14 protein-coding genes are annotated in these 12253 nt (G+C 61.4%); 10 read left to right on the plus strand and 4 right to left on the minus strand.

Going from position 1 to position 12253, the window contains the following annotated elements; translation table 11 throughout:
• The first annotated feature begins 136 nt into the window (after positions 1–136).
• The 5 genes from J3P95_RS23640 (at position 137) to ntrC (ending at position 4425) form a co-directional block, all read left to right on the plus strand.
• The gene (locus J3P95_RS23640; protein WP_434559168.1) at positions 137–493 is read left to right on the plus strand and encodes a cupin domain-containing protein; all 357 of its coding nucleotides are present in this window, start codon (positions 137–139) and stop codon (positions 491–493) included.
• Between the two features lie 24 nt (positions 494–517).
• On the plus strand, positions 518–1030 hold the full coding sequence (locus J3P95_RS23645; RefSeq protein WP_434579504.1) for a DUF4124 domain-containing protein: 513 nt from the start codon (positions 518–520) through the stop codon (positions 1028–1030).
• Positions 1027–1653, plus strand: coding sequence for a DUF4124 domain-containing protein (locus tag J3P95_RS23650; protein WP_434579503.1), 627 nt, complete (start codon positions 1027–1029; stop codon positions 1651–1653). The genes J3P95_RS23645 and J3P95_RS23650 overlap by 4 nt, the downstream gene beginning before the upstream one ends.
• 253 nt (positions 1654–1906) lie before the next feature.
• Positions 1907–2992 (plus strand): nitrogen regulation protein NR(II), encoded by a 1086-nt coding sequence (glnL, locus tag J3P95_RS23655; RefSeq protein ID WP_434579502.1) that lies wholly within the window; start codon positions 1907–1909, stop codon positions 2990–2992.
• Positions 2989–4425: a nitrogen regulation protein NR(I) gene (ntrC, locus tag J3P95_RS23660; RefSeq protein ID WP_186613250.1), complete on the plus strand. Its 1437-nt coding sequence runs from the start codon at positions 2989–2991 to the stop codon at positions 4423–4425. The genes glnL and ntrC overlap by 4 nt, the downstream gene beginning before the upstream one ends.
• Before the next feature lie 420 nt (positions 4426–4845).
• On the opposite strand, the gene J3P95_RS23665 is transcribed toward ntrC, so the two are convergent.
• Positions 4846–5286: a hypothetical protein gene (locus J3P95_RS23665; RefSeq protein WP_434579501.1), complete on the minus strand. Its 441-nt coding sequence runs from the start codon at positions 5284–5286 to the stop codon at positions 4846–4848.
• On the opposite strand from J3P95_RS23665, the gene trmL reads away from it, so the two are divergent.
• Entirely contained in the window at positions 5285–5740 is a 456-nt protein-coding gene (gene trmL, locus J3P95_RS23670) for a tRNA (uridine(34)/cytosine(34)/5-carboxymethylaminomethyluridine(34)-2'-O)-methyltransferase TrmL (RefSeq protein ID WP_434579500.1), read from the plus strand. The two genes, J3P95_RS23665 and trmL, sit on opposite strands and share 2 nt — an antisense overlap.
• 65 nt (positions 5741–5805) lie before the next feature.
• Here trmL and secB read toward each other — a convergent pair whose 3' ends face one another.
• From secB to J3P95_RS23685, 3 genes are read right to left on the minus strand one after another with little or no spacing between them, the layout of a single operon-like run.
• Complete coding sequence (secB, locus tag J3P95_RS23675) at positions 5806–6288, minus strand: protein-export chaperone SecB (protein WP_434559180.1); 483 nt, start codon at positions 6286–6288, stop codon at positions 5806–5808.
• A gap of 40 nt (positions 6289–6328) precedes the next feature.
• A complete protein-coding gene (grxC, locus tag J3P95_RS23680) occupies positions 6329–6583 on the minus strand; it encodes a glutaredoxin 3 (protein ID WP_305497430.1) in 255 nt (84 codons plus the stop codon).
• Position 6584: 1 nt separating this feature from the next.
• The gene (locus tag J3P95_RS23685) at positions 6585–6998 is read right to left on the minus strand and encodes a rhodanese-like domain-containing protein (RefSeq protein WP_186638826.1); all 414 of its coding nucleotides are present in this window, start codon (positions 6996–6998) and stop codon (positions 6585–6587) included.
• A 152-nt stretch (positions 6999–7150) separates the two neighbouring features.
• On the opposite strand from J3P95_RS23685, the gene gpmI reads away from it, so the two are divergent.
• From gpmI to J3P95_RS23705, 4 genes are all read left to right on the plus strand, one after another.
• Positions 7151–8680, plus strand: a complete 1530-nt coding sequence (gene gpmI / locus J3P95_RS23690) for a 2,3-bisphosphoglycerate-independent phosphoglycerate mutase (RefSeq protein WP_434579499.1) — start codon at positions 7151–7153, stop codon at positions 8678–8680.
• 147 nt (positions 8681–8827) lie between these two features.
• Positions 8828–10120, plus strand: coding sequence for a murein hydrolase activator EnvC family protein (locus J3P95_RS23695; protein ID WP_434579498.1), 1293 nt, complete (start codon positions 8828–8830; stop codon positions 10118–10120).
• Positions 10121–10152: 32 nt separating this feature from the next.
• Positions 10153–11469 (plus strand): S41 family peptidase, encoded by a 1317-nt coding sequence (locus tag J3P95_RS23700; protein WP_434559186.1) that lies wholly within the window; start codon positions 10153–10155, stop codon positions 11467–11469.
• 1 nt (position 11470) lies between these two features.
• Entirely contained in the window at positions 11471–12250 is a 780-nt protein-coding gene (locus tag J3P95_RS23705) for a divergent polysaccharide deacetylase family protein (protein ID WP_434559188.1), read from the plus strand.
• Positions 12251–12253: the final 3 nt, after the last annotated feature.

Raw genomic sequence — 12253 nt, forward strand, 5'->3', positions numbered from 1 at the left:
ACATCAATCGCGCTAGCCGATACCTAACCTGCGAAGCCTGCTTACCCATAAGGATGGACAGATGCACGCTTGCCTCAGACTTTTACCCATCGCTTTTGCCTGCCTTGCCGCTTCCGCCTGCGCCAGCCCGACTGAAATGCCTCCCCAGCCCCCGGCCATCGAACGCGACGTCCTGCTCCAGAGCAGCGAGTCCTGGGACGGTACACCTTACGCCAGCTATCCGACCTCGCCCCCTGAACTGACACTGCTCAAGCTCAAGATACCGGCCAATACCCAACTGCCCTGGCACACTCACCCTATCCCCAATGCCGCCTATATCCTGTCCGGCGAACTTACCGTCGAAAGCCGCGATGGCAGGCACGAACGAAGCTTGAAGGCTGGCGATGTGCTGGCCGAAATGGTCGACATCAGCCATCGCGGCAGGACCGGCGACGGCCCGGTGGAACTCATCGTGTTCTATGCTGGCAGCCAGGGCATTCCACTTTCACAATGACCCGCGCGCCCAAAAGGAAATCGAATGCGGCCGATTTTGTCACTCCTGCTGCTGTTGCTGGCATTGCCAGCAATGGCGCAGATATACAAATACACCGACGCCGACGGCAACACCGCCTATAGCAACCAGCCGCCCGACGGCGTCCCTGCCCAGGCGGTGGAGCTGCCGCCGCTCAACAGCGTCGAGCCCCAGGCCCCAGCCAGTATGGACGCGCCTGCGGCCCCAGCGAACAACGAGCCGCGCAACGCTTACGAGGTGCTTGAGCTAACCGACATTCCTACCGAAGAAGCCCTGCGCGCCAATAACGGCACCTTCACCGTTGGCGTCCGGACCCAGCCGCGCCTGCGCAGCCCCCATCTGTTCAGACTGTTGCTGGACGGCCAGCCGTACGGTCAACCGAGCAACGTGCCGCGCCTGCAATTGGTGAACATCGACCGCGGCGAGCACAGCCTGGCGGTTCAAGTCGTCGATGGGAAAACCCTCGTGCAGCAGAGCGAAACCGTCACCTTCACCGTCCAGCGAGTGCATGTTCCATGATCCGCTGGCTGCTCGCCCTTGGCTTGTCGCTGACCGTGTTGCCAAGCCTGGCGCAGGTCTATACCTACATCGACGCCCAGGGCAACCGGGTCTTCACCGACCAGCCACGCCCGGGCAATGCAAAGAAGGTCCAATTGCCGCCCGGTAACCGGATGGCGACACCACCGTCCGCCGCCACCTCGGCGGCGACGTCCGCAAAGCCGCCCTCCGAGCCCTTGTTCCGTTATGAGATGCTCCGGCTGTTGATTCCCGAACCGGACGCGACGATACGCAGTACCGCAGGGGAAATGATCGTCACCGCGACCAGCGAACCCGGCCTGCAGAAAGGCCACCGCTATCGCCTGCTGCTGGATGGCAAGCCCACCGGCGAACCGGGACCCAGCCCGGTGTTTGCCCTGGAGAACATTGATCGAGGCACCCACCATCTGGCGGTGGAGATCCTCGATGAACAGGATCGTATCGTCGAACGCACCGCCAACCAGCCGTTCCACATGCAACGCATGTCCCTGGCACAGAAGCGCCGCGTCAAACCGTGCGCCAAGACCGACTATGGCCAACGCCCGGAGTGCCCGCTTTCCGACAAACCCAAGGAAGAAGAAAGCAGCATCCTCCCCTTCTTTTAATGCTCATCAAGATGGCGCACCCTATTGGTGCGCAAATCAGCACCCTACCCAAACCCCAACCCATTTTGGTTCGAAACTACCCGATCAAGCTGGCAGAACGCCACGGAAACGGGCGGAAAAAAGCTATTTGAGGCTTTAAACGCTTCTTTTCGGAGCCTTGGTTTGGTTTTTGCATTTTCCTGGTATCAGCGCATTAATCGCGCGCGCAATTTGAGGGCTTGACCCCGATTGCTACGCTTTAAAAGAGGTCCTGATGACCATTAGCGACGCACTACACCGCTTGCTGCTCGACAACCTCACCACCGCGACCATCCTGCTCGACGCCGAATTGCGTCTGGAGTACATGAACCCGGCGGCCGAAATGCTCTTGGCCATCAGTGGCCAGCGCAGTCACGGGCAATTCATCAGCGAACTGTTCACCGAGTCCGCCGAGGCGCTGAACTCCCTGCGCCAGGCCGTTGAACAGGCCCACCCGTTCACCAAGCGCGAAGCGATGCTCACCGCCCTGGCCGGCCAGACCCTTACCGTCGACTACGCAGTTACGCCGATCCTGAACAACGGCACCACGCTCCTGTTGTTGGAGGTCCATCCTCGCGATCGCCTGCTGCGCATTACCAAGGAAGAAGCCCAGTTATCCAAGCAGGAAACCAGCAAGATGCTGGTGCGCGGCCTGGCCCATGAGATCAAGAATCCACTCGGTGGTATTCGCGGCGCGGCGCAATTGCTTGCCCGGGAACTGCCGGAAGAGAGCCTCAAGGACTACACCAATGTCATCATCGAGGAAGCCGACCGCCTGCGAAACCTGGTGGACCGCATGCTCGGCTCCAACAAACTGCCGTCCCTGGCGCTGTGCAACGTCCATGAAGTGCTGGAGCGTGTCAGCAGCCTGGTGGAAGCGGAAAGCCAGGGCTGCATCACTTTGGTGCGCGACTATGACCCGAGCATTCCCGACGTCCTGATCGACCGCGAGCAGATGATCCAGGCGGTGCTCAACATCGTGCGCAACGCCATGCAGGCCATCAGCAGCCAGAACGAACTTCGCCTGGGCCGTATCAGCCTGCGCACCCGCGCCATGCGCCAGTTCACCATCGGCCATGTACGCCACCGCCTGGTGACCAAGATCGAAATTATCGACAACGGCCCGGGCATCCCTGCGGAATTGCAGGAAACCATTTTCTTTCCCATGGTCAGCGGCCGTCCGGACGGTACCGGGCTGGGCCTGTCCATCACCCAGAACATCATCAGCCAGCACCAGGGCTTGATCGAATGTGAAAGCCACGCCGGCCACACCACTTTCTCGATCTTCCTGCCACTGGAACAAGGAGCCACATCGACATGAGCCGTAGTGAAACCGTGTGGATCGTCGATGACGACCGTTCTATCCGCTGGGTCCTGGAAAAAGCCTTGCAGCAGGAAGGCATGACCACCCAGAGCTTCGACAGCGCCGACGGGGTGATGAGCCGCCTGGCCCGTCAGCAGCCGGACGTCATCATTTCCGACATTCGCATGCCCGGCGCCAGTGGCCTGGATTTGCTGGCGCGGATTCGCGAGCAGCACCCGCGGTTGCCGGTGATCATCATGACCGCTCATTCCGACCTGGACAGCGCCGTGGCGTCCTACCAGGGCGGTGCGTTCGAATACCTGCCCAAGCCGTTCGATGTCGACGAAGCCGTGTCGCTGGTCAAGCGCGCCAACCAGCACGCCCAGGAACAACAAGGCCTGGAAGAAGTGCCCGCCCTGGCCCGCACGCCGGAAATCATCGGCGAAGCGCCGGCGATGCAGGAAGTGTTTCGCGCCATCGGCCGACTGAGCCATTCCAACATCACCGTGCTGATCAACGGAGAATCGGGCACCGGTAAAGAGTTGGTTGCCCATGCCCTGCACCGCCACAGCCCACGGGCGGCGTCGCCGTTCATTGCGCTGAACATGGCGGCGATTCCCAAGGACTTGATGGAATCGGAGTTGTTCGGCCATGAAAAAGGTGCCTTCACCGGCGCGGCCAACCTGCGCCGTGGACGCTTCGAACAAGCCGATGGCGGTACGCTGTTCCTCGATGAAATCGGCGACATGCCGGCCGATACCCAGACTCGCTTGCTCCGTGTCTTGGCCGACGGCGAGTTCTATCGAGTCGGTGGGCATACGCCGGTCAAGGTCGATGTTCGCATCATCGCCGCCACCCATCAGAACCTGGAAACATTGGTTCACGCCGGAAAATTCCGCGAAGACTTGTTCCACCGCCTGAACGTGATCCGCATCCACATCCCGCGCCTGGCGGACAGGCGTGAAGACATCCCGACCCTGGCACGCCACTTCCTCGGACGCGCGGCACAGGAACTTGCGGTGGAGCCCAAGCTGCTCAAGAGTGAAACCGAGGAATACCTCAAGAACTTGCCATGGCCGGGCAACGTGCGCCAACTGGAGAACACCTGCCGCTGGATCACCGTGATGGCGTCCGGTCGCGAAGTGCATATCAGCGACCTGCCGCCGGAACTGTTGAGCCTGCCCCAGGATTCGGCGCCGGTGACCAACTGGGAACAAGCGCTGCGCCAGTGGGCCGACCAGGCCTTGGCACGTGGTCAATCGAGCCTGCTCGACAGCGCCGTCCCGGCCTTCGAGCGCATCATGATCGAAACCGCCCTCAAGCACACCGCCGGCCGCCGTCGCGACGCCGCCGTGCTGCTGGGCTGGGGCCGCAACACCTTGACCCGCAAGATCAAGGAATTGGGCATGAAGGTTGACGGCGGCGATGACGATGAAGGGGATGAGGGCTGACCGCCCTTCGCTTTGCGCCAGCCTCCAGGCGGGGCGCATGCACCGCATCAATGCACCATGAACTGCAATTGCGCATGTAATGCGAGCGCTGAACCCAACGCTCCGTCTCGGAAAACCAAACCCACATAACGCAAAAGCCCCGATTTACGGGGCTTTTCGCTTCATGACCATTTTTTTGTGACAAAACATTCGAAACTGGCACGCCCTCTGCAATAACCCAGTCACTACCCAGTTTTGGGGACCTTGGTACAGGCAGGCCGGGGATTCCCCTCTTTTATACCGGGCTCATCGAGCCCACAGTTTTGGGGGCCTTGATACAGGCAGGTCAAGGTTTCCCTTCTTTACACCAGGGCTGGACCCTTCGCGGCAAGCCCTCCCGTTTCGGGAACCTTGGTACAGGCAGGCCGGGGATTCCCTCTTTTATTGCTCTTGGAGACGGACCTCCAGCCGCCAGCGGTCATCGACTTCGCTGCCGGCCCAATCCCCTCGCAACGGACGCGCCGCCACCAGCGTCAGCAACAAGCCCTTGTCACTCAAGCGAACCCGCCAGTTCACGTCCCTGCCGATGAGCTTGAGCTGGCCCTTCTGCGCCTTGCCCTTTGCCTGGAACAACAGCGCGACCGAGCCGTCGATGATTTCCCCGTGCAGCTTGGGCTCATTGTTGAACCACGCTACCAAGGCCCCGTCGACCACTTCGATCTGCTGCAGCTCGCTCGGCTCGGGCGTGGTGATGCGACCGATCATCAGCCCGACCATCATGCCGAAAAGCGCCAAGGAGCCCATCACCCGAGGCATTAGCTTCGAACGTCGATCGGTTTGCGGCGTAGAATGCCGCTCATCTTTATCTGCGGAGCCGTGCATGTTTCACGTCATCCTTTTTCAACCGGAAATACCGCCCAATACTGGCAACGTCATCAGGCTGTGCGCCAACAGCGGCTGCCACCTGCATCTGATCGAACCACTGGGCTTCGAGATGGACGACAAGCGCCTGCGCCGCGCCGGCCTCGACTACCACGAGTATGCCACCTTGCAGCGACACGCCGACTTGGCGAGTTGTCTTGAAAGCCTGGGGCAACCGCGTCTGTTTGCCTTCACCACGAAAGGCTCTCGGCCGTTTCATGACGCCAGCTTCGTCCCCGGTGACGCATTCCTGTTCGGACCGGAAAGCCGTGGCCTGCCGGCAGACGTGCTGGACGCGCTACCAGCGGAGCAACGCTTGCGCTTGCCGATGCGCGAAGGTTGCCGGAGCCTGAACCTGTCCAACACCGTGGCGGTGGCGGTTTACGAAGCCTGGCGGCAGAACGGCTTCAGATAACCCGATACGAACCAGCCTAAGAAAAAAGCGCCTATCAAGGCGCTTTTCCAGGTTTCATCGACCGCTTACTGAACGGTCGTTTCACCCGCTTCCTGCATGCGCTGCAGCTCTTGGGCGTACAACGCATCGAAGTTCACCGGGGCCAGCATCAGGGCCGGGAACGAACCACGAGTCACCAGACTGTCCAGGGTTTCCCGCGCGTAGGGGAACAGGATGTTCGGGCAGAACGCGCCCAGGGTGTGGCTCATCGAAGCGGCATCCAGATTCTTGATCAGGAAGATGCCGGCCTGCTGGACCTCGGCGATGAACGCCACTTCGTCACCGTTCTTCACGGTCACCGACAGGGTCAACACCACTTCGTGGAAGTCTTCTTCCAAGGCCTTCTGGCGGGTGTTCAGGTCCAAGGCCACGCTCGGCTCCCACTGCTGGCGAAAGATCGCCGGGCTTTTCGGGGCTTCGAAGGACAGGTCGCGAACGTAAATGCGCTGCAAGGAGAATTGCGGTGCGGCTTCTTCTTCAGTGGCAGCTGTGTTCTGTTGGTCAGTCATCGCAGATCCTTCTTACTTTCAGGTTCTATTAATTGGGAATTCAGGCCTTGAGCAGCGCGTCCAGCTTGCCGGCGCGCTCCAGGGCGAACAGATCATCGCAACCGCCCACGTGGGTGTCGCCGATCCAGATCTGCGGCACGGAGGTACGCCGGGCCTTCTGGGTCATTTCGGCGCGCAGCTGCGGCTTGCCGTCGACCTTGATCTCTTCGAAAGCCACGCCCTTGTTCTTGAGCAGCATCTTGGCTCGGGAGCAATAGGGGCAGTAATCGCTGGAGTAGACAACAACGTGCGGCATCTCACTTCACCAGGGGCAGATTGTCGGCTTTCCAGCTCGCAACGCCACCGGACAGCTTGGCGGCGGTGAAGCCGGACTTCATCAGTTCGCGGGCAAGGGTGCCGGCCTGCTGGCCTTGGGCGTCGACCAGGATCAGCGTCTTGGCCTTGTGCTTTTCCAGTTCGCCCACGCGAGCGATCAGTTTGTCCTGGGGAATGTTCAGCGCGCCAACAATGTGACCAGCGGCGAAATCCTTGCTCGGGCGGATATCGACCACCACGCCGGCATCCTTGTTGACCAGCGCGGTCAGCTCGCCGGTGCTCAGGCTGCGTCCGCCGCCCTGCATCGTATGGGCAACCAGCAACGCCAGCAGTACGACGAAGATACCGACGAGAATGTAGTGGTTAGTGGCAAATTCAATCAGGTGAGCAACCATCGAAGGAGGTTCCAGGGCGTTAAAATGTCGGCCAGTATACACAGCACGCATGGCCGGCCAAACCCCGCCCGGCGGTGACGGCACCGGAACTTACCTTTAAACTGCCCGTCCCTTTTCCATCGTCTTCTTTTAATCAGCCACGAGTGGATTCCATGACTACCACGCCTAAACCTTTGGTCCTGATGATTCTCGACGGCTTCGGTCACAGTGACAGCCACGAATCCAACGCCGTGTACGCGGCGAAGAAGCCCGTCCTGGACCGTTTGTGGGCCAGCGTGCCGAACGGCTTGATCTCCGGAAGCGGCATGGACGTCGGTCTGCCAGACGGGCAAATGGGCAACTCCGAAGTCGGCCACATGAACCTCGGCGCGGGTCGCGTGGTGTATCAGGATTTCACCCGCGTGACCAAATCGATCCGCGACGGCGAGTTCTTCGAAAACCCGACCATCTGCGCCGCCGTGGACAAAGCCGTGGCTGCCGGCAAGGCCGTGCACTTCATGGGCCTGCTCTCGGACGGTGGCGTGCACAGCCACCAGGATCACCTGATCGCCATGGCCGAGCTCGCCGCCAAACGCGGCGCCACGCATATTTATCTGCATGCCTTTCTCGACGGCCGCGACACGCCGCCCAAGAGCGCCGAGTCGTCGATCAAGCTGCTGGACGACACGTTCAAGACGCTGGGCAAGGGCCGGATCGCCAGCCTGATCGGCCGCTACTTTGCCATGGACCGCGATAACCGCTGGGACCGCGTCGCCCAGGCTTACAACCTGATCGTCGATGGCAGCGCCGAATTCAACGCCGCCTCCGCCCAGGAAGGCCTGCAAGCCGCGTACGAGCGCGGCGAAAGCGATGAATTCGTCAAGGCCACCACCGTCGGCGAGCCGGTGAAGGTTGAAGACGGCGACGCCGTGGTGTTCATGAACTTCCGCGCCGACCGCGCCCGCGAATTGACCCGCGTCTTTGTCGAAGACGACTTCAAGGAGTTCGAGCGCGCTCGGCAGCCGAAACTGGCCGGCTTCGTGATGCTGACCCAATACGCCGCCAGCATCCCTGCGCCATCGGCCTTCGCCGCCGGCAGCCTGGAAAACGTGTTGGGCGACTACCTGGCAAAAAACGGCAAGACCCAGCTGCGCATCGCTGAAACCGAGAAGTACGCCCATGTGACGTTCTTCTTCTCCGGCGGCCGCGAAGAGCCCTTCCCGGGCGAAGAGCGAATCCTGATTCCGTCGCCGAAAGTCGCCACCTACGACCTGCAACCGGAAATGAGCGCGCCGGAAGTGACCGACCGCATCGTCGACGCCATCGAGAACCAGCGCTATGACGTGATCGTGGTGAACTATGCCAACGGCGACATGGTGGGCCACAGCGGCGTGTTCGACGCGGCGGTCAAGGCCGTGGAATGCCTTGACGTCTGCGTCGGTCGCATCGTTGACGCGCTGGAAAAAGTCGGCGGCGAAGCCCTGATCACCGCCGACCACGGTAACGTCGAGCAAATGTCCGACGAGTCCACCGGCCAGGCCCACACCGCCCACACCACCGAGCCGGTGCCGTTCATCTATGTCGGCAAGCGTGACTTCAAGGTCCGCGACGGCGGCGTGTTGGCTGACGTCGCGCCGACGATGCTGATGCTGCTGGGCATGGAAAAACCGGCGGAGATGACCGGGACTTCGATCCTGGTCTGACCCGCACCCCAATGCGGGAGCAAGGTTGCTCCCGCATTGGTCCAGGTGTTTTTTCGGCCAGTTATCACACAGCCCCAAATGGGCGTTTTTTTTGCAGCGTGGGGCGGGCATACTAGGCCGTCCCTTTCCCTGGTGTCGCCCGCCTCTATGCTTCGCGTCCTGATAGCCTTTGCTCTGACCTGCCTGCTCCAACCGGCCTTCGCTGATGAGCGCGCGCAAACCCAACAACAGTTGGACGCCACGCGTCAGGACATTGCCGAGCTGAAGAAACTGCTGAACAAGCTGCAGGAAGAAAAATCCAGCGTACAGAAAGACCTGCGCGGCACCGAGACCGAGATGGGCAAGCTGGAAAAGCAGGTCGACGCCTTGCAGAAAGAGCTGAAGAAAAGCGAATCCGAGCTGCAACGGCTCGATGGAGAGAAAAAAAAACTCCAGAGCGCGCGCACTGAACAGCAAAAGCTGATCGCCATCCAGGCCCGGGCCGCCTACCAGAACGGCCGCCAGGAATACCTAAAGCTGTTGCTCAACCAGCAGAACCCCGAAAAATTCGCCCGCACCCTGACCTATTACGATTACCTGAGCCAGGCACGCCTGGAGCAGCTCAAGAGCTTCAACGAAACCCTGCGCCAACTGGCCAATGTCGAAAAAGACATCGAGCTGCAGCAAGCCCAGCTATTGGTGCAAAAAAGCAGCCTCGACACCCAACGCGAAGAACTCGACAAGGTCCGCAAGGAACGCCAGGTCGCACTGGCCAAGCTCAATGACGATGTGAAGGCCCGCGACAGCAAGCTCAAGGCCCGCGAGCAGGACCAGGCCGAACTGGCCAATGTGTTGAAAACCATCGAAGAGACCCTGGCCCGCCAGGCCCGAGAGGCGGAAGAAGCGCGCCAGAAAGCGCTGATTGCCCAGCAGGAAGCCGAAAAAAAGCGTTTGCGTGAAGCCCAAGCCGACGCCGGTGCCGGCGAGGCACCGCGCAAGCCAGCCAAAGTCAGCCCCGGCGCGCTGGTTACCAGTGACGGCGAAACCTTTGGCGGCGCTTTTGCTTCAGCCCGGGGCAAACTTCCATGGCCGGTCAATGGTCGATTACTTGCGCGCTTCGGTGAAACCCGCGGCGACGACACCCGCACCAAATGGGACGGCGTGATGATCAGCGCCTCCGCCGGTAGCCAGGTGCACGCCGTACATGGCGGGCGCGTGGTGTTTGCCGACTGGCTGCGCGGTGCCGGCCTGCTGGTGATCCTGGATCACGGCAACGGATACCTGAGCCTTTACGGCCATAATCAAACGCTGCTCAAGTCGGCGGGGGATGTGGTCAAGGCCGGCGAGTCCATCTCCACGGTCGGCAACAGTGGCGGGCAGGACACGCCAGCACTGTATTTTGCTATTCGCCAGCAGGGTCGCCCCAGTGATCCGGCCCAATGGTGTCGTGCGCAAGGATAAGCGCGCCCATCCAACTCAGGAGTTCGTTCGACATGCTGCATTTGTCCCGCCTCACCTCGCTGGCCCTGACGATCGCCCTCGTGATCGGTGCGCCTTTGGCTTTTGCCGCGCAACCCGCGCCGTCGCCAACAACCGCTACGGCTGTCACCACCAAGGCCCCGCTGCCATTGGATGAGCTGCGTACCTTCGCCGAAGTCATGGACCGGATCAAAGCCGCGTATGTAGAACCGGTGGACGACAAGATGCTGCTGGAGAATGCCATCAAAGGCATGCTCAGCAACCTCGACCCGCACTCCGCCTACCTGGGACCAGAAGATTTCGCCGAGTTGCAGGAAAGCACCAGCGGCGAATTCGGCGGCCTCGGGATCGAGGTCGGCAGCGAAGACGGTTTCATCAAGGTGGTCTCACCAATCGACGACACGCCTGCCTCCAAGGCCGGCATCCAGGCTGGCGATTTCATCGTCAAGATCAACGGCCAGCCGACTCGCGGCCAGAGCATGACCGAAGCCGTGGACAAGATGCGCGGCAAGATCGGAGAAAAGATCACCCTGACCCTGGTGCGCGACGGTGGTACGCCATTCGACGTGACGTTGACCCGCGCCGTCATCCAGGTCAAAAGTGTGAAAAGCCAGTTGCTGGAGTCGGGCTACGGCTACATTCGCATTACCCAGTTCCAGGTCAAGACCGGCGAGGAAGTCGCCAAGGCCCTGGCCAAGATGCGCAAGGACAACGGCAAGAAGCTCAACGGCCTGGTCCTGGACCTGCGCAACAACCCCGGCGGCGTGTTGCAATCAGCAGTTGAAGTGGTGGATCACTTCATCACCAAAGGCCTGATCGTCTACACCAAGGGTCGCATCGCCAATTCCGAGCTGCGCTTCTCGGCCACCGGCAACGACCTGAGCGAAGCCGTGCCACTGGTGGTGCTGATCAACGGCGGCAGCGCGTCGGCATCGGAAATCGTCGCCGGCGCCCTGCAAGACCAGAAGCGCGGTGTCGTCATGGGTACCACCAGTTTCGGCAAGGGCTCGGTGCAGACCGTGTTGCCGCTGAACAACGACCGCGCCTTGAAGATCACCACCGCGTTGTACTTCACGCCCAACGGCCGCTCCATCCAGGCCCAAGGCATCGTCCCGGACATCGAGGTGCGCAAGGCCAAGATCACCAGCGAGCAGGACAGCGAGTACTTCAAGGAAGCCGACCTGCAGGGTCACTTGGGCAATGGCAACGGCGGCGCCGACAAACCGACCGGCTCCGGCGCCAAGGCCAAGCCAATGCCGCAGGATGACGACTATCAGTTGGCCCAGGCCTTGAGCTTGCTCAAGGGGTTGAACATCACGTCCGGCCGCTGAGATGGGCCTGCGGTTTACCTTCGTCCTGCTGTGCCTGCTGGCGGGAGCCGTTAACGCGGCCCCTGCCACAACCTCCTCGCCGCACAAAGCGTACCTGAGCTTGATCATCGACGACCTGGGGCAAAACCTGCCCCGGGATCGCCGGGTTCTGACCCTCCCCGGTCCGGTCACCGCCGCGATCATGCCCGACACGCCCCACGCCGCCGAATTCGCCCGCGAAGCCCATCGCGCCGGCAAGCTGGTCATGCTGCACATGCCCATGGACCCGGCCACCGGGCCATTCGCCTGGCATCCGGAGCTACCCATCGAAGAACTGGGCAAGCGCCTCGACGCCGCATTCGCAGCCGTGCCCTACACCAGCGGAATCAACAACCACATGGGCAGTCGCATGACCGCCCAGCCCCAAGCCATGGCGTGGTTGATGGCGAACTTGCAGCAACGACACAAGTTCTTCATCGACAGCCGCACCAGCGCCCGGACAGTCGCCGCCGCCGAAGCGCAAAAGATCGGCCTGGCCAGTGTGTCGCGGGATGTGTTCCTGGATGACGAACGCACCGAAGCCGCCATCGCCCAGCAACTGCAAATCGCCATCGACTTGGCCCGCCGGCAAGGCTCGGCCGTGATGATCGGCCATCCCTACCCCCAGACCCTGGCCGTGCTCGAACGCGAACTGCCCAAGCTCAAGGCCCAAGGCATCGAATGGATCGACATCAAGTCAATGATCAGCCTGCGCAGTAACCGGGCGATGGTTGGGCATGGGAAAGATGGGGTTTATCGGTAGCCA

The organism is Pseudomonas sp. Z5-35, assembly GCF_051131945.1.
GTDB classification, from domain to species: domain Bacteria; phylum Pseudomonadota; class Gammaproteobacteria; order Pseudomonadales; family Pseudomonadaceae; genus Aquipseudomonas; species Aquipseudomonas marvdashtae.

Excerpts from the sequence above, each read along its gene's own strand:
- J3P95_RS23640 (WP_434559168.1), top strand. The coding sequence starts at position 137 with ATGCCTCCCCAGCCCCCGGCCATCGAACGCGACGTCCTGCTCCAGAGC.
- grxC (WP_305497430.1), bottom strand. The coding sequence starts at position 6,583 with ATGCCGCACGTTGTTGTCTACTCCAGCGATTACTGCCCCTATTGCTCC.
- ntrC (WP_186613250.1), top strand. The coding sequence starts at position 2,989 with ATGAGCCGTAGTGAAACCGTGTGGATCGTCGATGACGACCGTTCTATC.
- J3P95_RS23650 (WP_434579503.1), top strand. The coding sequence starts at position 1,027 with ATGATCCGCTGGCTGCTCGCCCTTGGCTTGTCGCTGACCGTGTTGCCA.
- trmL (WP_434579500.1), top strand. The coding sequence starts at position 5,285 with ATGTTTCACGTCATCCTTTTTCAACCGGAAATACCGCCCAATACTGGC.
- J3P95_RS23705 (WP_434559188.1), top strand. The coding sequence starts at position 11,471 with ATGGGCCTGCGGTTTACCTTCGTCCTGCTGTGCCTGCTGGCGGGAGCC.
- J3P95_RS23645 (WP_434579504.1), top strand. The coding sequence starts at position 518 with ATGCGGCCGATTTTGTCACTCCTGCTGCTGTTGCTGGCATTGCCAGCA.
- J3P95_RS23695 (WP_434579498.1), top strand. The coding sequence starts at position 8,828 with ATGCTTCGCGTCCTGATAGCCTTTGCTCTGACCTGCCTGCTCCAACCG.
- J3P95_RS23685 (WP_186638826.1), bottom strand. The coding sequence starts at position 6,998 with ATGGTTGCTCACCTGATTGAATTTGCCACTAACCACTACATTCTCGTC.
- J3P95_RS23665 (WP_434579501.1), bottom strand. The coding sequence starts at position 5,286 with ATGCACGGCTCCGCAGATAAAGATGAGCGGCATTCTACGCCGCAAACC.
- gpmI (WP_434579499.1), top strand. The coding sequence starts at position 7,151 with ATGACTACCACGCCTAAACCTTTGGTCCTGATGATTCTCGACGGCTTC.
- glnL (WP_434579502.1), top strand. The coding sequence starts at position 1,907 with ATGACCATTAGCGACGCACTACACCGCTTGCTGCTCGACAACCTCACC.
- secB (WP_434559180.1), bottom strand. The coding sequence starts at position 6,288 with ATGACTGACCAACAGAACACAGCTGCCACTGAAGAAGAAGCCGCACCG.
- J3P95_RS23700 (WP_434559186.1), top strand. The coding sequence starts at position 10,153 with ATGCTGCATTTGTCCCGCCTCACCTCGCTGGCCCTGACGATCGCCCTC.